At 68.9% G+C, this 21,331-nt stretch carries 18 protein-coding genes, 1 tRNA gene and 2 pseudogenes; 12 read left to right on the forward strand and 9 right to left on the reverse strand.

Annotation, left to right across the window (positions count from 1 at the left end; genetic code table 11):
- Positions 1-34: 34 nt before the first annotated feature.
- From O7595_RS03530 to O7595_RS03540, 3 genes are all read right to left on the reverse strand, one after another.
- Entirely contained in the window at positions 35-3,067 is a 3,033-nt protein-coding gene (locus O7595_RS03530) for a HAMP domain-containing protein (RefSeq protein ID WP_269727260.1), read from the reverse strand.
- A gap of 126 nt (positions 3,068-3,193) precedes the next feature.
- Positions 3,194-3,712, reverse strand: a complete 519-nt coding sequence (locus O7595_RS03535) for an ATP-binding protein (protein WP_443071812.1) — start codon at positions 3,710-3,712, stop codon at positions 3,194-3,196.
- Positions 3,709-4,110 carry an STAS domain-containing protein gene (locus tag O7595_RS03540; protein WP_269727262.1) on the reverse strand — a complete coding sequence of 134 codons (402 nt, stop codon included), beginning with the start codon at positions 4,108-4,110 and terminating at the stop codon, positions 3,709-3,711. Before O7595_RS03540 ends, O7595_RS03535 begins: the two co-directional genes overlap by 4 nt.
- 357 nt (positions 4,111-4,467) lie before the next feature.
- Between O7595_RS03540 and O7595_RS03545 the strand changes: the two genes are divergently transcribed.
- The 4 genes from O7595_RS03545 (at position 4,468) to O7595_RS03560 (ending at position 7,449) form a co-directional block, all read left to right on the forward strand.
- Positions 4,468-4,899 (forward strand): hypothetical protein, encoded by a 432-nt coding sequence (locus O7595_RS03545; RefSeq protein WP_269727263.1) that lies wholly within the window; start codon positions 4,468-4,470, stop codon positions 4,897-4,899.
- Between the two features lie 325 nt (positions 4,900-5,224).
- On the forward strand, positions 5,225-5,686 hold the full coding sequence (locus O7595_RS03550) for a cyclic nucleotide-binding domain-containing protein (RefSeq protein WP_138051910.1): 462 nt from the start codon (positions 5,225-5,227) through the stop codon (positions 5,684-5,686).
- A 192-nt stretch (positions 5,687-5,878) separates the two neighbouring features.
- Entirely contained in the window at positions 5,879-6,793 is a 915-nt protein-coding gene (locus O7595_RS03555) for a metallophosphoesterase family protein (protein WP_443071556.1), read from the forward strand.
- Positions 6,790-7,449, forward strand: a complete 660-nt coding sequence (locus O7595_RS03560) for a 4'-phosphopantetheinyl transferase family protein (protein ID WP_269727264.1) — start codon at positions 6,790-6,792, stop codon at positions 7,447-7,449. Before O7595_RS03555 ends, O7595_RS03560 begins: the two co-directional genes overlap by 4 nt.
- A 309-nt stretch (positions 7,450-7,758) precedes the next feature.
- On the opposite strand, the gene O7595_RS03565 is transcribed toward O7595_RS03560, so the two are convergent.
- Positions 7,759-7,832 (reverse strand) — tRNA-Pro (locus tag O7595_RS03565).
- A 143-nt stretch (positions 7,833-7,975) separates the two neighbouring features.
- Between O7595_RS03565 and O7595_RS03570 the strand changes: the two genes are divergently transcribed.
- The 3 genes from O7595_RS03570 to O7595_RS03580 all read left to right on the forward strand — a co-directional run bounded on the left by O7595_RS03570 (position 7,976) and on the right by O7595_RS03580 (position 9,822).
- Positions 7,976-8,461: a DUF309 domain-containing protein gene (locus O7595_RS03570; protein ID WP_269727265.1), complete on the forward strand. Its 486-nt coding sequence runs from the start codon at positions 7,976-7,978 to the stop codon at positions 8,459-8,461.
- Positions 8,462-8,712: 251 nt separating this feature from the next.
- The gene (locus O7595_RS03575; RefSeq protein ID WP_269727266.1) at positions 8,713-9,657 is read left to right on the forward strand and encodes a hypothetical protein; all 945 of its coding nucleotides are present in this window, start codon (positions 8,713-8,715) and stop codon (positions 9,655-9,657) included.
- Between the two features lie 9 nt (positions 9,658-9,666).
- Entirely contained in the window at positions 9,667-9,822 is a 156-nt protein-coding gene (locus O7595_RS03580) for a hypothetical protein (RefSeq protein WP_269727267.1), read from the forward strand.
- Positions 9,823-10,032: 210 nt separating this feature from the next.
- Here O7595_RS03580 and O7595_RS03585 read toward each other — a convergent pair whose 3' ends face one another.
- The gene (locus tag O7595_RS03585) at positions 10,033-11,274 is read right to left on the reverse strand and encodes an IS701 family transposase (protein WP_443071813.1); all 1,242 of its coding nucleotides are present in this window, start codon (positions 11,272-11,274) and stop codon (positions 10,033-10,035) included.
- 310 nt (positions 11,275-11,584) lie between these two features.
- Between O7595_RS03585 and O7595_RS03590 the strand changes: the two genes are divergently transcribed.
- From O7595_RS03590 to O7595_RS03605, 4 genes and pseudogenes are all read left to right on the forward strand, one after another.
- Positions 11,585-12,820 carry an IS701 family transposase gene (locus O7595_RS03590; RefSeq protein ID WP_443071557.1) on the forward strand — a complete coding sequence of 412 codons (1,236 nt, stop codon included), beginning with the start codon at positions 11,585-11,587 and terminating at the stop codon, positions 12,818-12,820.
- Positions 12,821-13,035: 215 nt separating this feature from the next.
- Positions 13,036-13,853 (forward strand): IS5 family transposase gene (locus O7595_RS03595; protein WP_269727268.1). Its coding sequence is split into 2 segments (ribosomal slippage): positions 13,036-13,384 and positions 13,384-13,853, totalling 819 coding nucleotides; the frame shifts between segments, so codons are not numbered across the junction.
- Between the two features lie 985 nt (positions 13,854-14,838).
- Positions 14,839-15,152, forward strand: a pseudogene (locus O7595_RS03600) (DEAD/DEAH box helicase); the annotation flags it as partial.
- Positions 15,153-15,722: 570 nt separating this feature from the next.
- Positions 15,723-16,196, forward strand: coding sequence for a hypothetical protein (locus O7595_RS03605; RefSeq protein WP_269727269.1), 474 nt, complete (start codon positions 15,723-15,725; stop codon positions 16,194-16,196).
- Between the two features lie 9 nt (positions 16,197-16,205).
- On the opposite strand, the pseudogene O7595_RS33800 reads toward O7595_RS03605, so the two are convergent.
- The 4 genes and pseudogenes from O7595_RS33800 to O7595_RS03625 all read right to left on the reverse strand — a co-directional run bounded on the left by O7595_RS33800 (position 16,206) and on the right by O7595_RS03625 (position 18,890).
- Positions 16,206-17,003, reverse strand: a pseudogene (locus O7595_RS33800) (IS5 family transposase).
- 56 nt (positions 17,004-17,059) lie between these two features.
- A protein-coding gene (locus O7595_RS03615) for an IS5 family transposase (RefSeq protein ID WP_269727268.1) occupies positions 17,060-17,877 on the reverse strand; the annotation gives its coding sequence in 2 pieces (ribosomal slippage) (positions 17,060-17,529 and positions 17,529-17,877; 819 coding nt in all).
- A gap of 114 nt (positions 17,878-17,991) precedes the next feature.
- On the reverse strand, positions 17,992-18,279 hold the full coding sequence (locus tag O7595_RS03620) for a hypothetical protein (RefSeq protein ID WP_269732718.1): 288 nt from the start codon (positions 18,277-18,279) through the stop codon (positions 17,992-17,994).
- 182 nt (positions 18,280-18,461) lie between these two features.
- Positions 18,462-18,890, reverse strand: coding sequence for a DoxX family protein (locus tag O7595_RS03625; protein ID WP_269727270.1), 429 nt, complete (start codon positions 18,888-18,890; stop codon positions 18,462-18,464).
- A 587-nt stretch (positions 18,891-19,477) separates the two neighbouring features.
- Between O7595_RS03625 and O7595_RS03630 the strand changes: the two genes are divergently transcribed.
- Positions 19,478-21,172, forward strand: a complete 1,695-nt coding sequence (locus O7595_RS03630; RefSeq protein WP_269732350.1) for a S8 family peptidase — start codon at positions 19,478-19,480, stop codon at positions 21,170-21,172.
- The last annotated feature ends 159 nt before the right edge of the window (positions 21,173-21,331 follow it).

Here is a 21,331-nt window from a genome sequence, read left to right on the forward strand (position 1 = left end):
TTTCGGGCCTCGCGCCTGCCCGGACCCGGCCGCCTCAGTCGCGGTCGAGCCAATGGTGTACGCGTTCGACCAGGTCGTGGGCGTCGACGGGTTTGGTGATGTAGTCGTTCGCCCCGGACTCCAGGCTCTTGGCCCGGTCCCCGGGCATCGCCTTCGCGGTGACCGTGATGATCGGCACGTCGGCGAAGCCCGGCATGTCGCGGATCTCGGCGGTGGCCGTGTGGCCGTCCATGCCGGACATCATCACGTCCATCACGATGAGGTCCACCTCACGGTGGGCGGTGAGCAGTTCGATACCGGAGCGCCCGTCGGCGGCGGTGAGCACATGCACCCCTTCCGCCTCCAGGATCTCGGTGAGCGCGTACACGTTCCGTACGTCGTCGTCCACGATGAGCACCACGCGTCCGGCGAGCGATCCGCGCAGGGCGGCCGAGGTGTCGCCGCCGGGCTCGAGGGATCCCTCCGGGGCACCTGAGTCCGGGCCGCGCGGCAGGCTGCCGCCGATGGGCACGTAGAAGGTGAACTCGCTGCCCTCACCGAGCCGGCTCTCGGCGACGATCACCCCGCCCAGGAGCTGGGCGACCTCACGGCTGATGGAGAGCCCCAGTCCGGTACCGCCGTAGCGGCGGCCGGTGGCGAGGGCACCCTGCTGGAACGCGCCGAAGATGGCGTCCAGGTGCTCGGGCGCGATGCCGACTCCGGTGTCCCGCACCCGGAAGGCGACCACCGACATGCCGCGCATCCGCTCGGGGAGTTCGTCGTCGGCCGCGTTCTGGACCCGCAGTTCGACCCCGCCGCGCTCGGTGAACTTCAGGGCGTTGGAGAGCAGGTTGCGCAGCACCTGCCGCAGCCGCGGCTCGTCCGTGGTGATCTCCGCGGGTACGCCGGGCGCGGTGACGACCCGGAACTCCAGCTCACGTTCGGTCGCCAGGGGCCGGAAGGTCATCTCGACGTACTCCAGCAGCTGGCCCAGCGCGAACGGCTCACGGTGGATGTCCATCTTCCCCGCCTCGACCTTCGACAGGTCGAGGATGTCGTTGATCAGCTGGAGCAGGTCCGAGCCTGCGGAGTGGATGACCTCCGCGTAGTCGACCTGCTTCTCCGTCAGGTTTCCCTCGGGGTTCTGTGCGAGCAACTGGGCCAGGATGAGCAGGCTGTTGAGCGGGGTGCGCAGCTCATGGCTCATGTTGGCGAGGAACTCGGACTTGTACATCGACGTACGGGAGAGCTGCTTGGCCCGTTCCTCGAGCTCCTGCCGGGCCTGCTCGATCTCCAGGTTCTTGCGCTCGATGTCGCGGTTGCGGTCCGCCAGCAGGGCGGCCTTCTCGGCGAGTTCGGCGTTGGAGCTCTGCAGCTCCTCCTGACGTACCTGCAGTTCCTGCGAGCGGGCACGGAGTTCGGCGGTGAGCAGCTGCGACTGCTCCAGCAGTTCGTCCGTGCGGGCGTGTGCGATCAGGGAGCTCACGATGACGCCGACCGTCTCGATGAACTGGTCGAGGAAGTCGCGGTGGAGGCCGGAGAAGGGCCGCAGAGCGGCGAGTTCCACGGCGCCGAGCACCTGGTCCTCGACGAGGATCGGCAGCACGATCAGCGCCCCCGGCGGTCCGGCACCGAGTCCGGAGGAGATCGTGAGATAGCCGGGCGGCAGATCGTCGACGGCGATGGTACGGCGGCTGAGCGCCGCCTGCCCGACCAGGGACTCACCGAGCCGGAAGCGCGACGGCGGTCGGGACGGACCGGCGGGCGGCGCCGCGTAGGAGGCGATCCTGACGAGTTCGGTACCGGCCGCCCCCTCGCCCGTGCCTGCGTCCTGCCCCGCACCCTCGCCCGTCCCCCCGCCCTCGCGCTCGCCCGTCGGCGCCGCCAGGAAGAACGCCCCGTACTGGGCCGCGACCAGCGGCGGCAGCTCCTCCATGATCACGTGGGCCACCTGGACCGGGTCGCGGCTGCTCTGCATCAGCCCGGCGAGCCGCGCCAGATTGGTCTTGAGCCAGTCCTGCTCCTCGTTGGCGCGGGTGGTGGCGCGCAGGGACTCCACCATCATGTTGATGTTGTCCTTGAGGTCGCCCACCTCGCCCGGCGCCTCCACCGTGATCGACCGGGTGAGATCGCCCTCGGCGACGGCGCTGGTGACGCCGGCGATGGCGCGGACCTGGCGGGTGAGGTTCCCGGCCAGTTCGTTCACGTTCTCCGTGAGCCGCTTCCAGGTGCCGGAGACGCCCTCGACCTCGGCCTGGCCGCCCAGCCGCCCCTCGCTGCCGACCTCACGGGCGACCCGGGTGACCTCGGCGGCGAACGACGACAGCTGGTCGACCATCGTGTTGATGGTCGTCTTGAGCGCCAGGATCTCGCCCCGCGCGTCCACGTCGATCTTCCGGGTGAGGTCGCCCTGGGCGACGGCGGTGGTGACCTGGGCGATGTTGCGCACCTGGTTGGTGAGGTTGTTCGCCATGGAGTTGACGTTGTCGGTGAGGTCCTTCCAGGTGCCAGACACCCCGCGGACGGTGGCCTGACCGCCCAGATCGCCCTCGGTGCCCACCTCGCGGGCCACCCGGGTGACCTCCTCGGCGAACGACGACAGCCGCTCGACCATGGTGTTGATGGTGTCCTTCAGCTCCAGGATCTCGCCCCGCGCATCGACCCGGATCTTCTGCGTCAGGTCGCCCCGGGCGACCGCGGAGGCGACCTGGGCGATCGACCGCACCTGCGAGGTGAGGTTGTCGGCCATGGTGTTCACACCGGTGGTCAGCTCCTGCCAGACCCCGCTCACGCCCTTCACCCGGGCGTGCCCGCCGAGGCGTCCCTCTCCGCCGACCTCGCTGGCGACCCGGGTGACCTCGGAGGTGACCAGCGAAAGCTGGTCGGCCATGCCGTTGTAGACGGCGGCGATCTCACCCATGATCCCGTCGGCTTCCTCCGGGAGCCGCGCGGAGAAGTCGCCGTCGCGCACCGCCGTGAGCCCGGCCAGGAGCTTCCTGAGCCCTTCCTCGCTCAGTTCCGCCGGTGGCCGGACCTCTTCCAGCGCCTCGCGCCCCGTGGCGGGCCGAGTGTGTCCGGATTCATCCATGGCCGACCTCGTGTGCCGAATCGTCCTGTTTCCCGTGGCCCGGGCCCCGCCCGGCGGGCAGTGCTCCCGGCCCCTGCTCCCTTACCGACTGTCGCACGGGGAGACCGGGTCGGCGCCCCGTGCCGCTCACGGCCGGCGGGGGGCCGTGACCTCCGCCCACACCGTCTTTCCCGGGTCCCGGGGCACCGACCCCCACGCCCGGGCCAGCCGGCCCAGCACCACGAGACCGTGCCCGCCGGGCACGGCGGGGTCGGCGTGCGGACGTGGCCGGGGCGGCACGGGGCTCGCGTCGCTGACCTCGATGCGGAGCCGCTCGGAGGTGCAGTTGAGGACGAGCTCCAGCGGCCCTCCGGCGTGCAGACAGGCATTGGTGACCAGCTCGGAGACCACCATCAGGACGTCCTCGGCCACTGCCCGCCGCTCCTCGTCCCAGTCCGGTTCGGTGTCGGTGCTCGTGTCCCAGGCGTACGGGTCGTCCCCCGGGAACTCCTCCGGGGACCGGGCGAGACCGCCGGGCGGCAGCCATTCCCAGTCGGCGAGGGCCGTCGCGCTGAAGTCCCGGCAGCGGCCGACCACGCCCCTCGTCCCCGAGATCCCGAGACGACGGGTCTGGCCCTGCTGCGGAAGTGCCGCGCTCACGGCTATTCCTGCCGTGGCCCCGCGAGCGCCTCGCCGAGGCTCGCGTACCGGGGGAAGACCGCCCCCGCACCGGTGATGGTGAGCATGCGGGCCACCTGTGGCCGCAGCGCCGCGAGCTCCACGCGGGCCTCGCTCTCCTGCGCGGCCAGTCTCGCCCGCAGCAGCACGTTCAACCCGGTGGAGTCGCAGAACAGCAGCTCCGCGCAGTCGACGACGATCCGCCGTGCCCCGCCGGCGATCGCGTCGTCCAGGGCCGCGCGAAGCGGTTCCGCCGTGTCGTGGTCGAGCTCGCCGGCGAGTTCGACCACCACGATGGCCGGTTCCGGGCCGGGCCGGGCCGTGACCGTGAACCGGCCACCACCGCTGCTGCCGCTGCCGGCCCAACCGTCCTGTGCTGACACCATGCCCGGTTCTCCGTCCGTCCCTGCCGGCTTCCGTCCGTGCCCGCCGGTCTCCGTGCGTCGGCCCACCACCCACCGTCGCTCCGCCCGTCCCCGCCGGGACTCCGCTTCGCCCCCACCGGATGTCCGCGCCGTCCCGCCGACGACAACCCCGACTATGGCACCGCCTCCGCGGCACCGCTCCCGCTCCGCGAACTCGCGACGGCGCGGCGACACCGGTTCCGGAATCGCTCCGGTCGCGATCCGGTCCCGGCCGCCACAGGCCGCTCCGGGCCTCACGCGGCGACTACCCAGCGCTCGCATGGCTAGGCTGAAATACCCGTCGATTCTTCTCACGAGCGGTGAAAGCTGGCGCATGCCATGAACGCAACCTCCGACTTCGAGCTGCTGGGCGTGACGATCCAGGTGGAGGGGCGCCCCGACATGCCCGTGCGTCTGGCGCCCGCCCAGGGGCGCGGTGCCGGGCCGCCGCCCGCACCGCTGGTGCTGCGGGAGGGGTCGGAGTTCCGGGTGCGGCTGGAGTTCGCCGTGGGGGCAGGCCGGGACCTGGAGGGGTTGCGGTTCATCGACGAGCGGACCCGACAGGGCATGACGGTCGGCCATCAGGAGATCCTGCTCGGCGACTACCGCCGCGGGGGTCCGTACGAGATCGTGCTGCCGCCGGAGCGGCTGCCGATCGGCCATATGGCCCGGGACCTCTACCAGGTGATCGGCACCTTCGTGGACAAGGAGGGCCGGGTCCTCGGCTGCGAGTCCCACAGCTTCGAGATCACCAAGGACTGGCCCCACTGAGCGCGCCCGTCGGCTCGGCCCCGCCGGTGGCGGCAGACCTCCCGGGGCCCTGACAGCGCCCCGTCACGGGCAGGAGCGGCCGCAGAGGCCCGTCCGCGTCGGCCGGCGGATCGCCGCCCTGGAGCAGGAGCCGAGGCGCGGCGCCGCTCGAACGGTCGGCAGGGGCGTACGGCCCACGGCGGCCGGACAGCTGCCGAGCACTCCCCCGGCGACGGGCCCCGGTCCGCGCGCACGACGCCTCCGGCCGAGGCTCCCCCCGTATCAGGCCGTGCGTTCGGCGCCCGAACGGCTCACGATGGGCTTGAGGCGAACGGAGGCACCAGCGATGAGCAGCTCTTCGATACGGATCACGGCCGCCCTGTCCACCGAGCACCGCGGCCGGCTGATGGAGATGGCCAAGGACGTCAAGTTCCCGGAAGGGGCCCGTGTCTTCGAGGAGGGCCGCCTCGCCGACCGGTTCTGGATCATCCGGTCGGGGACCGTCACGCTGGACATCCGTGTTCCCGGCCGGCGTCCCGCCGTGATCGAGAACCTCGGCTTCGGCGAACTCGTGGGATGGTCGTGGCTGTTCCCGCCGTACGTCTGGCAGTTGGGCGCCGAGGCCATGACCCCGGTACGCGCCCAGGAGTTCGACGCGGTACCCGTCCGCATGCTGATGGACGCCGATCCCGCGTTCGGCTCGGCGATCGGCCAGTGGGTCGGCCGTGTCCTGGCCCATCGGCTGCACTCGGCCCGGGTGCGGCTGCTCGATCTGTACGCCCCGTACGGCAGCGGTCTCACACCGTGAACTGAGCGCCGTACGGCACCGTATCCTGGCTCCGGGCGGCGGACCGCGATCACCGCTCCCGGGCCCGCTGCAGGGGTGTTTCCCCGGCATGCGCGTCCCAGGAGCCCGGCGCCCGGCGCGTGCCGTGGTCGCGCCGCCGTACCGCCGTTCCGCCGTCGTTGCGCCGCCGTACCGAGGAGCTGGGAGTGCACCGTGAGTTATGAGGTCCGAGGCGGTCCGGCGGTGCCCGGGGAGGCCCGTGCCGGGAGCGGCCGGGGCGGCGGCCCCAGGCTCGTGGCCGTCAGCGATCTGCACGTCCGCTACGCCGAGAACCGCTCCGTCGTCGAGCGGCTGCGCCCGGAGTCGGACGAGGACTGGCTGCTGGTCGCCGGTGACGTCGGCGAGTACGTCGCCGATGTGCGCTGGGCGCTGGACCTGCTGGCCGGGCGGTTCGCCAAGGTGGTCTGGACGCCGGGCAACCACGAACTGTGGACGCCTCCCGACGACCCGGTGCAGTTGCGCGGCGAGGAGCGCTACGAGCACCTGGTGCGGCTCTGCCGGGAGCTGGGCGTGGTCACTCCCGAGGACCCGTTCCCGCTGTGGGAGGGGTCCGGCGGGCCGGTGGTGATCGCCCCGCTCTTCGTGCTGTACGACTACTCCTTCCGGCCCGCCGGAGCGCGCTCCAAGGAGTCGGCCCTCGCGATCGCCGAGCAGGCCGGAGTGGTGTGCACGGACGAGTTCCTGCTGCACCCGGACCCCCATCCGTCGAGGGACGCCTGGTGCCGCGCCCGGCTCCGGATCACGGAGGCCAGGCTGGCCGAGGTACCGCAGGAGCTGCCGACCGTACTCGTCAACCACTATCCGCTGGTGCGCGAGCCCACCAGGGTGCTGTGGCACCCGGAGTTCGCCCTCTGGTGCGGGACCGAGGCGACGGCCGACTGGCCGCGCCGGTTCCGTGCGTCCGCCGTCGTGTACGGCCATCTGCACATCCCGCGGCTGGTGTGGTGGGAGGGCGTGCCCCACCAGGAAGTGTCCCTCGGGTATCCGCGTGAGTGGCGCAGGCGCCCGGGGACGCCCGGCCGTCCCGTGGAGGTCTTCCCGTTGGTTCCGGACGGGGCGTGCACGTGATCGGCAAGCTGCTGCCCCCGCCGATCGCGGCCTGCGAAGTCTTCGGCGACCCGCCGGTGTTGGAGATGTACCCCGAGGAGCGCGCCGTGGTGGCGAACGCCGTGCCCGAACGCCGGCAGGAGTTCGGCACGGTCCGGGCGTGCGCCCGCAAGGCGCTCGGAGAACTCGGCTACCCGCCCGGGCCGATCCTGCCGGGAGCCGCGAGGGCCCCGCAGTGGCCGCCCGGTGCGGTCGGAGCCATGACCCACTGCCAGGGCTACCGTGCGGCGGCCGTGGCACACGCCACCGACGTCCTGACGATCGGCCTGGACGCCGAGCCGCATCTGCCCCTGCCCGACAAGGGGGTCCGCGACCTGGTCACACTCCCCGAGGAGCGCACCGCGCTGGACCGGCTGAGCGCCCTGCGCCCGGAAGTCTGCTGGGACCGGCTGCTGTTCAGCGCCAAGGAGAGCGTCTACAAGGCCTGGTACCCGCTGGCCCGACGATGGCTGGACTTCGAGGAGGCCACCCTCACGATCGACCCCGACGACGCCACGTTCCACGCCCGGCTGCTCGTGGACGGCCCGGTCGTCGACGGCCGCCCGCTGACGGGATTCGACGGGCGCTGGCTCGTCGAGTCGGGCCTGGTGATCACGGCGATCGCGGTGGTGCGCTGAGGGGCGAGCGCATGGGGCGCGGCCCGACGGCCACGCCCCACGGCACGGCGGATCGTCGCCGTGCCGGCCGGTTCCGGGCACCCCGCCGATCGCGCGGCCGACCCCGGCGAGCCGCCGCGCGGTTCCGCCGAATCCCCTGCGAGCGGGGGCGCCTGGGCCTTCTCACCGCTGAAGAGATCGGGACCCACTGCCGGCCTCAGGCGTCCGTGACGAACATATGACACGAGAGCCGGAAAATGATCAAGGACCCCACCTCACTGATGTGTGAGGCAGGGCCCTTTCACCTGCGACTACGAAGCAGAGCTTCCGTCGGGACGACAGGATTTGAACCTGCGACCCCTTGACCCCCAGTCAAGTGCGCTACCAAGCTGCGCCACGTCCCGATGCGCGGATCCCCGGGGCCTGCCCCGGCTGAGCGCGCAAGAGAACATTACCCCAATCCGCACCCCGCTCGGAGACACGGCCTCGCCGTGCGCCGTGTGACCGCCGGTGGGCCCGGTGGCCCGTGAGGGGTGACAATCGGGGCGTGACCAGGACGTCGAGGGATCGCGATGACGAGGGCCGGGCGCGCAACGCGCGGCCGAGGGACGGGCTGGGCAGGCCTCTGCCCTACGGGGAGGAAGGGGTGGACCGGCAACCGGAGGGGGTGGTCCGCACGCCCGAGCAGACCCTGGCCGAGGCCCAGCGGCTGCTGGACGCGGGCATGCCGTTCCACGCCCATGAGGTTCTGGAGGACGCCTGGAAGTCCGGGCCCGACGAGGAGCGCGGACTGTGGAGGGGGCTGGCTCAGCTGGCGGTGGGGCTGACGCACGCCGCACGCGGCAATCCCACCGGCGGCGCCGCGCTGCTGGCCCGGGGCGCCGACGCCATCGCCCCGTACGAGCCCGGGCGACCCTACGCGATCGACGTCGCCGGGCTGACCCGCTGGGCGGAGGTGCTGCGCGACGAACTGCGGCGGGACGGGAACCCGGTCCCAGCGGCGGGACGGGCCCCACGGCTGCGCGCGGACTGAGCCGTCACTCCGCAGACCGAGTGGGCGCTCCTCCGCGCAACCGGTCGACATGCCGATGTCTCGATATGTGTATCGGAGCGCACGACACACGTGGTCGCCCTGGCGGTCAGGCCCTGCGGCCGGTGGGCCGACCTCCGGGACGCCGCTCGACTCCGGCCCGGCCGTTCGCCGTCGCGGCGGCCGGTCCGTCCTCCACCACGGCACGGAGCAGCGATAGGGCCGGATCGTTTCTCGTGCCGTAGGGTCGGGCGGTGACCGGATCCCAGTCCTCTTCCGAACGTGCTTTTGCCGAAGAGTTGTTGCTCGAGGGCCGCGGCGGCCCGAGCGCACTCTATGTGCGTGACCAGGCGCGCGGGGTCGCCAGGGCGGTGCACGCCGGGGCGGCGCTGGCTCCCGATGACGTCGGCGCTCTGGTTGACCTGCTCGGCGATCCACGGGCATTCGTCAACGAGCCGACCGAGCCCGCCCATCTGCGCGAGGAGAACCGCCGCCGCATCGCCGAGTCCCTGCTGGTCCACGCGTGTCGCACGGACGATCCGCTCCTGGTCCGACGGCTCCGGCAGGTGGCGCCGTCCGAGGTCCACCGCGTCGACCTTCGCCTCCAGCTGTCGGCGCCGTGCCTGCTCGCGCTCTTCGAGGGCCTCGACCAGGACGAACTGGCCGTTCGTCACACTGCCATGCGGATGGTCGGCAACATCCATCGGCAGACCGACATCACCCCCGTCCTCGACATCGTCATCGGCGAGCTGGTCTCCCCTGAGCACGGCCGTGGCCACCGCCGGGTCGCCCCTGCCGACGGCGCCCGCTCGACGCTGGTCGACTACAGCCTCCACACCGACGGTTTCGACAGCCTGTACGAGCGGGTGACGGCGGTGGTCGCCCCGTCCGCACCAACCCGGAACGCGCTGCGCACGCTGGCCGCCCTTTGTACGGTTGCCGAACGGTTCGCTCTGGTGACCGGCCTGGTCCAACGCGCAGCCACCAGGACCCCGGTCATCGGTGGGATCCATGACGCGGTCTGCAGGATCGCGTGGAACCTGGAGCTTGAATGGCATGTGCCCAACGCCCGCTACCCCTTCGCCGAGGCCATGACCGTCGCCGAGGGACTGGCCACCAACGCCGGCCACCGCAAACAGGTCGAGGACATGCGCAGGCGGTACGACCGCCTCCGCTCCAAAAGCAGGTCGCGTCTGTGAGGCGCCCCAGTGCCACGTAGTCCCACGGAGGGGCTCCGGGGCGAGCGGGAGAAGGCCGTACGGCAGATCGCCGGCATGTCCGGCGTCCCGCGGCCGACGGTGCAGGGCCACCTCGACAGGACCGGGACCGTGCCCCGCCGACCGAAGAAAGCCGTGGTCACGTAGCCCTGACCGCTGCGTTGCGGCTGGTGTCCGCGCTAGTACTCCAGCAGCACTTTGACGTTTTCCCTGTTCAGGGGCGGTTTGGGTGAGTGTAGTGGGCTGCGTTCCGGCCCGTGTTCTCTTTCCCGGACTGCCCCTCGATCGTGTGCAGCCGCCGCTGATAGTGGCAGCGGCGGGCGGCGGCTTGGCGTCGTCTGCGCCAGTGTGACCATCTCAGTGCGCGTGACCTGGTGAGGGACTGATGAGCGCGTGTGACGGGTGGGTGGCCAGTTGCCAGGAGCCGCCGAACTTCAGCCACGGTGAGGGGCGCGAGGCAGGAACCGTTTCTGCTGCCCCTTTTGCTGCAGCGTCGGCGGCCATGACCGCCAGGAAGGCGTGCGCCAGCATGGCCAGGGTGATGTGCCGCGTCCAGCCAGTGTAGCGGCGGACTTCGTACTGGTCAAGCCCGCACTCGTTCTTGGCGGCCTGGAAGGCTTCCTCGATGGCCCAACGTGTTCCGGCAACGCGGACCAGGTGCTCGACGCTGGTGCCGAGCGGTGCGTAGGCGAGGTAGTAAGCGATCTCCTGGGGCCTGCTGATGCTGCGGCGTGCCAGTGCCCACCGCTGGTGGGTGGGCAGTTCGCCGTCGAAGTCCTCGGCGGCGGTGATCTGCAGGGCGGCCCAGTGGTAAACGCGCGGGCCCTTTGCGCCGTCACCGCACGAACGTCTCTCCCATGCCTCGTCGGGAGCTTGGGAGAAGAGGTGGTCGATGCGTCCGAAGTGCGGCACCTGCTGGGACTTGGGGACTGCGAGCACGTACCCCAGGCCGGTCTCTTCCAGCATGCGGCGCAGCCGCCATTCCTGGCCGTATGCCGCGTCCGCGGTCACCCAGGCGATCGGCAGGGGCGAGGCGATCGCCCGCAGGACCATGGCCTTGGCCAGGTCGGGTTTGGTGGCGAAGGTCCGCTCGTCCGGGATGTGTGCGGCGCGGCAGCGGTCGCGGTCGTCGGTCCAGGACTTGGGCAGATACAGCTCTCGGTCCACCAGGGCGCGTCCTTGCGTGGTGGCGTAGGCGGCGAACACGCCGATCTGGCAATTCTCGGTGCGGCCGGCGGTGCCGGAGTACTGGCGTTGCACGCCGGCCGAGGTGGTGCCCTTCTTGAGGAAGCCGGTGTCGTCGAGGATGAGGATTCCGTCGGGCTCGCCGAGTCGTTCGGCTACGTAGTGCTGGAGGTCGTCGCGGACCTCATCGGCGTCCCAGCGGGCGCCGTTGAGGAGTCGCTGAAGTCGGTCGGGTGTGCGGTGTCCGGCGTATTCGGCCAGCTGCCAGCCGTTCTTCCGGCCGACCGGGCCCAGCAGTCCACGGATGTAGTCACGCATCCTGCGACGCGGCTCGACGCGCCTGAAGCGATGGCCGGTGCGCAGGAACAGTTCCTCGAGTTCGTCGTTCCAGATCTCAACTGCACGCTCGTCGATCACGTCAGGAGGCTGCCCGGACTGCTGCCACTATCAGCGGCGGCTGCACACGATCGAGGGGCAGTCCGGGAAAGAGAACACGGGCCGGAACGCAGCCCACTACACTCACCCAAACCGCCCCTGAACAGGGAAAACGTCAAAGTGCTGCTGGAGTACTAGTACTCCAGCAGCGTTTCGCTATCTGGCCTGGTCAGAGGCATCGTCGGGAGTGTACTTGGCTGATGACATGTCAGGGGCGGTCTTGCCGGACCGCCCCTCCAACGAATGACATCGAGAACTGTCTGCGTGGTGATGAGGGCAGCCTCCTCACGTGATCGACGACCTTGCCGACGCGACCTGGGACCGTGAACTCAACGACCTCTTCCTGCGCATCGGCCACCGTTTCGGCCGTGCCGACCTGCGACGCCGCATGCGTGACTACGTCCGCGCCCTGCTCGGCCCAGTCGGCCGCAAAAGCGGCTGGCAACTGGCCGAACACGCAGGCCACCGCACTCCCGACGGCCTGCAGCGGCTGCTGAACAGAGCCACCTGGAACGCCGACGACGTCCGCGACAACCTGCAGACATACGTCGCCGAACGACTCGGCGAAGCCGACGGAGTCCTCATCCTCGACGACACCGGCTTCGTCAAGAAGGGCACCACCTCCGCAGGTGTCCAACGCCAGTACTCCGGCACCGCCGGCCGCACCGAGAACTGCCAGATCGGCGTCTTCGCTGCCTATGCCACCACCCACGGTCGCGCCCTGGTGGACCGCGAGCTGTATCTGCCCAAGTCCTGGACGGACGACCGCGAACGCTGCCGCGCCGCCAAGATCCCTGATGAGAGGGGCTTCGCCACCAAACCAGAACTGGCCAGGGCCATGGTGCTGCGCGCACTCGTCTCCCCGCTGCCGATCGCCTGGGTGACCGCGGATGCCGCCTACGGCCAGGAGTGGCGCTTTCGCCGGATGCTGGAAGAAGCCGCCGTCGGCTACGTGCTCGCGGTCCCGAAGCCCCAGCCGGTGCCCCGCTTCGGCCGGATCGACCATCTCTTCAGCCAGGCACCGGATGAGGCATGGGAGCAACGTTCGTGTGGCGACGGCGCCAAGGGACCACGCGTCTATCACTGGGCAGCCGTCCAGCTCCCGGTGATCGAGGACTTCGACGGTGAGCGGCCCACCCATCACCGCTGGGCGCTGGCCCGGCGCAGCATCAGCAGACCCGATCAGATCGCCTACTACCTCGCCTACGCGCCGACAGGAACCGGCGTCGACCAGCTCGTGCGCGTTGCCGGGCGTCGGTGGGCGATCGAGGAGTGCTTCCAGGCCGCGAAGAACGAATGTGGCCTGGACCAGTACGAAGTCCGCCGCTACGTCGGCTGGATGAGGCACATCACCCTGGCCATGCTCGCGCATGCCTTTCTCGCGGACACGGCGGCCCAGGCGGCGGCAAAGGGGGACGCAGAAACGGTTCCACCCTGGTCCCGCTCACCGTGGCAGAAGTCCGCCGGTTGCTGGCAACTGGGCCCGCACACCGGCCCCGCCCGTTCCTTCGCATCCATGCGCTGAGTTGGTCGCGATGGCGGCGAAAGCGTCAGGCCGTGGCCCGGCACTGTCACTACCAACGACGATGTCATTCGTTCAAGGGGCGGTCCGGCAAGACCGCCCCTGACATGTCATCAGCCAAGTACACTCCCGACGATGCCTCTGACCAGGCCAGATAGCGAAACGCTGCTGGAGTACTAAGACCGTGTCCTATGTGGTGCCGGCTCGTTGGACGGTTCATGGGGCGGGGTACGTGGAGTTGGATCGTTCCGGACGGGTTGTGGGAGATCGCGAAGCCGCTGATCCCGCCGTCGAAGGTGCGGTCGCAGGGCGGTGGGACGCAGGACACGCCGGACGAGACGCTGTTCGCCGCGATCGTCTACGTGCTGGTCAGCGGTTGTGCCTGGCGGGCTCTGCCGCCCTGCTTCGGCATCTCCAAGTCCACCGCCCATCGCCGGTTCCTGATCTGGTCGAGGGCCGGCGTCTGGGGACGGTTGCACGAGGCGATCCTCGACAGGATCGACGAGTGCGGCCTGCTGGACCTGTCCCGCACGGTCCTCGACTCTGCGCACGTGCGGGCCAAAAAAGGGGCGAACTCACAGGTCCGAGCCCCGTGGACCGGGGCAAAGCGGGTTCCAAGATGCACGTCCTGTCGGACGCGAACGGACTGCCCCTGGTCGTCGGCATCTCCGCAGCCAACACGCACGACAGTCTCGGACTGAAGCCCATGGTGGCCGGTCTCCAATCGAGACACGACCCCGATCGCGGCTGGCACTACAAGCCCCGCAAACTGCACGCCGACAAGGCCTACGACGTACCTGAACTGCGGAAATGGTTACGCGGCAAACGGATCGCAGTCCGGATCGCCCGCAAGGGCATCGACTCCAGCGAACGACTCGGCCGACGTCGCTGGGTCATCGAACGCACCATGTCCTGGCTCACCGGCTACCGCAGACTCAACCACCGCTACGAGCGCCATCCCCGCAACTACCTGGCCTTCCTCGGCCTCGCCGCCGCCCTCTGCTGCTACAAACGACTCATCCGACTCACCACATAGGACACGGTCTAAAGAGCCCACCCCGAACGAGGTCCGACGAACACGACACCGACTCATCCGGGATCGCACCACCATCAGATCCGGAACAACACCACCAAGATCAACCAGCCGAAACGCCCACCGACCAGCACGAAAACAGGGCCTGCATCAATGGCGAGAAAATCCGAACACCCCGGAGACACCTTTCCCGAACCTCACAGATACAGCATATTCTACTGGCAAAATTCAAGGATATCCCCAACAGGGGTGCATCAACCGAAGCACCGGGTAAAACCACGAACCAACCACCACCCCAACCCGGAGCGGGCGGCACATCAACCCACCCGAGAGAGCCTGGGAAACACACCGAGCCCGCAGCAGGAGATGAGTGGATGTGGGACACGTGTTCGAGTCTGGAACAAAAAGAGGGGTAGTTGGGGGAGAAACTGTTCGCGAATGTCGACACCAAAATGTCCCCAGGGACTCAGGGGACGGATGTTACTCGGGTGACCCCTTACCTACCCCCTAGGGGGTTTATCAGGGGATCTTTCCGCCTAAATATAAGGGAGCATTGAGCTACCTTGGAGGTGCTTACTCCAAGAAAGAGCATAGCGCAATCGGAATAGGAGTGAATCGTGTTGCCTATCATTGTCACCGCTGTTGGCGTCGCAAAGGCGCTACACGAATTCTCCAAGACGCCTGCCGGGCAGACCGTAATCGGTGGGATCACTATGGCTGCTGCCGAAATAACGAAGCGTAATCCCAACGCAACGTTTGAGGCGCGCGAAGCAGCTCGGGAAAAAGGAATCAAAGGAGCCTACAAGGCGGCTGGCGGTCTCGGTGGGATCGTAGGGACCGCGATAGGTCGTCGCATGAACAGGCCAAAACCGCCGGAGCGGCCGTGGAGCTGATCGCCGGCCGGCACCCCGTCACATCGACTCTGTGTGACGGGGTGCGGTCGTCTACTGGGTAGTGGGTACCGCGGGAAGTGGGGGCCGGTAGGGCGATCCAGCTGGCCCTGTGGGCGAGGTCCGGGCCGTGGTCGTGTTCGCCAGGTACGCCTCGTTGGTAGACCGCGAGGACATCGACGCGCGAGGGCCAGCAGGAAGGATCGCGGGCCGCTGGAGGCCGCCCTGGCAGGCGGAGACAGGCTCTACGGGCAACACATCAGCGGCTTCGACCTCGCGATCGTGGACGAGGCCCACGGAACCGCCGGTGATCTTGGGCGGCCGTGGGATCCACGACAACACCCGGATCCCGGCGGACTTCCGGCTCTACCTAACCGCGACCCCGCGCCTCCTCGCCGCCCGCCCGCCTGAAGCTTCTTCTTGATGGTGGACACCTGGTCGGCGATCGCGTCGTACTCCGCCGGCCCCCCGGCTCCGAGATCGCCCGGATGCGGTCATCCACGCTTGGAAGCCGTGAACGAAGCTCACGCAGCGAAAAGGGCGTTTGGGTCGGGACACGGTAGGCCGAGCGCTCAGGGAACTCCACACGAGCACGTCACCGCATCGAGGAGCCGCCGCACCATCTCCGCATGCCGAGAGCACCCCCTGAGGAGGAACCGATCCACCCCCTCGGGTTCTCAACGGCATCCCGCCGCGTCAGCCACCACCCCAGATAGGGGAGCGCGGAAGGGAGCGCTGACGTCCCCTGCAACCAAACATGAAGAGCACACGTCTTAGCTGTACTAGGCCTTGGACCAGGGGGAACGTGATGTCACGTGATGGCCGAGAGGAAGCCGATGCCGGAGAGAGCAGCCCCTCGCCGCAATCTGGCACCCGGTCGCTAGCGAACTGGTACCGGAACGCAGATCTGGGGAGGCACACAGCGGCCTTTGCTGCCGTAGTTGCCGCAATCGGTCTGGCCTTCTCCGCGTGGGGTACATGGATGGCGGCTGAGGTTGCCGAGGACCAGCTCGCCCAGTCCCAGGAGGAACAGGTCGATGAAAGGCGCCGTCAAGCAAGCCGAATTACCTTCTACCAGGAAGGAGATAAGACGGTCGTAGCCAATCGTTCCTTCGATCCGGCAGGTATTTGGATCAGTTCAGGGGCTAGTGCAAGCGTGCCCGCCAAAGGTCTCAATTATTGGTGGGCTGGGATTATCCCGCCATGCGTAAAGGCGGTGTTTCCTTTTGAGGGCTTTCAGCCGAGAGATCGCGACAAGAGTTTAGATAAGTGGAAATTCGAACGCTGGTTTGTCAAGGGGATTGAGATAGTTGACGCCAATGGGCGCTCTTGGCAACGCAACCTTGGTCAACCCTTGGTCGAACTGGATGGCCCAGGCCACATCTCGAACCCTGTCCTTCCGGTGCTCGCATCAGATCAGGTCACGTTCGTCGAGCTGGAACAATGCGGTACCTAAGAAGTAATCTCATTTGGTGAGTCTGCGGTAGCAGATGAGGGTGCAGGCGATGCTGGTGAAGGCCAGGAAGTGCTCGGCTTTCCGCTCGTAGCGTCGGTGGAGGCGGCGGCATCCGGCGAGCCAGGCCATGGTGCGTTCGATGGTCCAGCGGTGTCGGCCGAGCCGGGTGGAGGACTCGATGCCCTTGCGTGCGATGCGGTGCCTGATACCGCGTGTCCGTAACCATCGGCGCGAGTGGTCGTAGTCGTAGCCCTTGGCGGCATGGAGCTTGGCGGGCGTCGGCGCCGTGGGCCGCGGCGGGAACGGATCGGCGGGATGCCCCGAACCAGAGGTTCGAGGGCCAGCTGTCGTGGAGGTTGGCGCCGGAGATCCCGACGGATATGGGCAGACCGGTGCGCTCGGTGATCAAGTGGATCTTCGAGCCGTACTTGCCCCGGTCCACAGGATTCGGACTCGTCAGATCCCCCTTTTCAGGGCCCGCATGTTCACCGAGTCGATGGCACAGCGGGACTAGTCCAGTTCACCGCGTGAGCCGAGTTCGTCGAGGACCAGACGGTGGAGCTTCGCCCATACCCGGGCCTTCGTCCATTCGGCGAAGCGCCGGTGGGCCGTTGCTCCCGACGGCCCGAACGATGCGGACGGCAGCTGCTGCCACGTGCAGCCCGACGTGGCCACGAACACGATGGCGGCCAGCACCTCCCGGTCACCGTGCCGGCGTCGCCCTCCTCCTTGAGGTCGCGACGGAGCCTCCGGCACCACCCGCTGGAACAGCTCCCACAACTCATCCGGCACCAGCCGCTCAACGATCGAAACCACGCCCGACAGCCTACCGATCCAAATGAGATGGCTTCTTAGACCGTGTCCTATGTGGTGAGTCGGATGAGTCGTTTGTAGCAGCAGAGGGCGGCGGCGAGGCCGAGGAAGGCCAGGTAGTTGCGGGGATGGCGCTCGTAGCGGTGGTTGAGTCTGCGGTAGCCGGTGAGCCAGGACATGGTGCGTTCGATGACCCAGCGACGTCGGCCGAGTCGTTCGCTGGAGTCGATGCCCTTGCGGGCGATCCGGACTGCGATCCGTTTGCCGCGTAACCATTTCCGCAGTTCAGGTACGTCGTAGGCCTTGTCGGCGTGCAGTTTGCGGGGCTTGTAGTGCCAGCCGCGATCGGGGTCGTGTCTCGATTGGAGACCGGCCACCATGGGCTTCAGTCCGAGACTGTCGTGCGTGTTGGCTGCGGAGATGCCGACGACCAGGGGCAGTCCGTTCGCGTCCGACAGGACGTGCATCTTGGAACCCGCTTTGCCCCGGTCCACGGGGCTCGGACCTGTGAGTTCGCCCCTTTTTTGGCCCGCACGTGCGCAGAGTCGAGGACCGTGCGGGACAGGTCCAGCAGGCCGCACTCGTCGATCCTGTCGAGGATCGCCTCGTGCAACCGTCCCCAGACGCCGGCCCTCGACCAGATCAGGAACCGGCGATGGGCGGTGGACTTGGAGATGCCGAAGCAGGGCGGCAGAGCCCGCCAGGCACAACCGCTGACCAGCACGTAGACGATCGCGGCGAACAGCGTCTCGTCCGGCGTGTCCTGCGTCCCACCGCCCTGCGACCGCACCTTCGACGGCGGGATCAGCGGCTTCGCGATCTCCCACAACCCGTCCGGAACGATCCAACTCCACGTACCCCGCCCCATGAACCGTCCAACGAGCCGGCACCACATAGGACACGGTCTTAGGCTCGAGAACAGCAGTGGCGGCCCACCGGTCGAACGGTGGGCCGCCACTGCCCGTTGTGTCGCGTAACGCCGCTACGCCGTAGCGAGCAACGAGGCGAACAGGAACGCCGTCATCCCGCCGACGAAGAGGGTCGCTGCGGCGAGATGCCCCGCCTTACCGAACCGCACTCGGGTGAGGAGCCCGACCGCCAGCACCGACAGCGCGGTGACGACGGGCAGTGCGGCCAGGGCCAGCATGGTGATGCCCAGTCCGAAGGAGCCGTCTCCGGTGCCGCCGGACTCCTCCACCTGCTGCATGCCGTTCAGCGTGAGCGGGAGCAGCGCGATGAGCCAGGGAACCGCGGACACGATGGTGATCACCAGGGCGGTCAGGCTGCCGCAGCCGCTCGGGGTACGGGCCGTACTCGCCGATCGGCAGATACGGCCCGATGTACTCCCACTCCGCGTCGGGCAGTTGCACTCGCGTCCCATACGACGGTCTACCGGACCAGACCGTGCCACGAAGGCACATCCCGCAGATTGGTCACGACTCGAGACGCTCCCTAGGACCCGGGGGCCGTGTGGAACAGGGGCCCCGTGAGCGTCAGCCCGAGGTCGTGTCCGGCGTACGCGAAGAACGCCAGCATCACCAGCGCCGCGCCGCCGAGGGCGGTGTCCTTCAGGAACGAGATCTGTTCCGTCCGGCGCGTCTGGGGATCGGTCTCCTTCCAGAACGCGTGCATGATCAGCGCGGTCGGGAAGAGGAAGACCGCGATCAGCAGGGCGCCGAGGTCCGCCCAGACGCCGAGCACGATGCTCAGGCCACCGAGCAGCATGAGCGCCCCGCTCAGCACGGTCGCGGCCTCCGCGGCGGGCAGGCCCTTGGAGGCGGCGTAGGCGCCCATCTGCTTGTGCTGAGTGAGGTGCCCCACCGCGGAGGAGAGGAACAGGATCGCGAACAGGACGCGTCCGATCAGGACCAGGACATCCATTCCGGCCTCCAGGGTTCAAAGGGCGACGGTCTCCGCGTCCGGGAGACCGATGGTCTCGTCGTTCGAGGGGGCGCCGGCCTCCGCCTCAATTGTCCATCGGGCCGCAGGAACGCTCAGATCGGAGCGTCGTCGCAGGTCAGCCCCGCGGGCAGGAGCGGCCCGCAACGGTTCCCGGGCGCGCGCGGGGGGTGACAAGGGTTTTCCCCGTATCGGGTTCACCGCGCCTTTCCCTACTGTCTGCCGCACCGGCCCGGCCATCCGACCTGAATGTCAGGTGCATGTTAATTCTGGGTGACGTCCGGTGGCGGCTCTTGACCAGGGGCCGTCGCGCAGGAGGCGGCGCACGGGCTCACCCGGCCCGGGGCACCACGGATCGCACCCCCACAGCGAACCGCGGTGGCCATGCGCCGCCCCTCTGCGTTCCGCACCGTCAGTTGAAAGGGATCATCTTGAACGGTTCCGGACGGAGACTCATATCCGTCGTGGCCGCGAGCGCCACGATGCTGGGTGCCGCCGCCACTTCCTCCGTGGCGTTCGCCGCCGCCTCGGGGGAGCCCACGCCGAAGCCCGCACCGGCTTCGCAGTCGATGACCGCGCTCCCCTCCTCGCCCGTCGAGAAGGTCATCGTCACCTACAAGTCCCAGGCCGCGGAGGCGGGTTCGAACACCGCCGCCGCCGGTGACGCCAAGGCCAAGGGCTCCGAGACCGGGGAGAGCCTGCGCTTCGAGCGCCGTCTCGCCGGCGGTGCCGCCCTGGTCGACCTGGGCGGGGAAGCCTCGAAGAAGGACCTGGCCGAGGTGATGGACGCCTTCCGCGCCGACCCCTCGGTCGCCTCGGTCGAGCCGGACATCCGCGCGTTCCCGATGGCCGTCACCCCCAACGACAGCGACTACACCAAGCAGTGGGACCTGTTCGAGGCCACGGGTGGCATGAACGTCCCCGGCGCCTGGGACAAGACCACGGGCAGCGGTGTCACCGTCGCCGTCATCGACACCGGCTACGCCACCCACTCGGACCTGGCCGCGAACGTCGTCTCCGGCTACGACTTCATCTCCAGCTCCGCGGACGCCCGTGACGGCAACGGCCGCGACAGCAACGCCAAGGACGAGGGGGACTGGAACGCCACCGACAACGAGTGCGGTCTCGGTTCCAAGGCGAGTGACTCGTCGTGGCACGGCACCCACGTCGCGGGCACCATCGCCGCGACCACGCACAACGGCAAGGGCGTAGCGGGCATCGCGTACCAGGCGAAGATCCAGCCCGTGCGGGTGCTCGGCAAGTGCGGCGGCTCTTCCTCGGACATCGCCGACGCCATCACCTGGGCGTCCGGCGGGAGCGTCCCGGGCGTCCCGGCCAACCCGACCCCGGCGAAGGTGATCAACCTGAGCCTCGGCGGGGCGAGTTCCACCTGCCCGAGCGTCTACCAGAACGCCATCAACGGGGCCGTGTCCCGCGGCACCACGGTGGTCGTGGCGGCCGGCAACAGCAACGCCAACGCCTCCGGGTTCACCCCGGCCAACTGCGCGAACATCATCAACGTCGCGTCGACGAGCCGTGAGGGCAACCGGTCCTTCTACTCCAACTTCGGCTCGGTCGTCGACGTGGCGGCGCCCGGCGGGGAGACCCGCCGTGCCACCGACACGCCCGGCACCGTCACCACCCCCGAGAACGGCATCCTCTCCACGCTGAACTCGGGCACCACCACCCAGTCGACCGAGAACTACAAGCCCTACCAGGGCACTTCGATGGCCGCGCCGCACATCGCCGGGCTCGCCGCCCTGCTGGAGTCCGTCAAGCCGGCGCTGACCCCGGCCGACATCGAGTCGGCGATCAAGGCCAACGCCCGTCCGCTGCCCGGCACCTGCACAGGCGGCTGCGGCAGCGGCATCGCCGACGCCACCAAGACCGTGAACGCGGTCTCCGGCACCACGCCCGGCGGCACGACCTTCACCAACGGGACGAACGTCACGATCTCCGACAACTCGACGGTCTCGTCCTCGATCGCCGTCACCGGCCGCTCCGGCAACGCCCCCGCCGCCCTCAAGGTCGACGTGGACATCAAGCACACCTGGCGCGGTGACCTGGTCATCGACCTGATCGCCCCGGACGGCACCGTGCGCAACCTGAAGACCTCGTCCGGCTGGGACAGCGCCGACAACGTCCTCGCGACGTACACGGTCGACGCCTCCAGCGAGATCGCGAACGGGACCTGGAAGCTGCAGGTCCGCGACGTGGCATCGGGTGACACCGGCTACATCGACAGCTGGAGTCTCACCTTCTGAGACACCGGTACGACTGACATCCGTGCAGGTCAGGGGCGCGTCCGCGGGCACGGTCCGCGGGCGCGCCCCACGGTCCGCCCGGTCCGGACCTGTCCGCATGCCGGACACAGGGCCTGGACTGGGCCGATCGGGTTCGTATCCTCTGCTCGAACGGGCAGG

The organism is Streptomyces sp. WMMC940 (assembly GCF_027460265.1).
Lineage (GTDB): Bacteria > Actinomycetota > Actinomycetes > Streptomycetales > Streptomycetaceae > Streptomyces.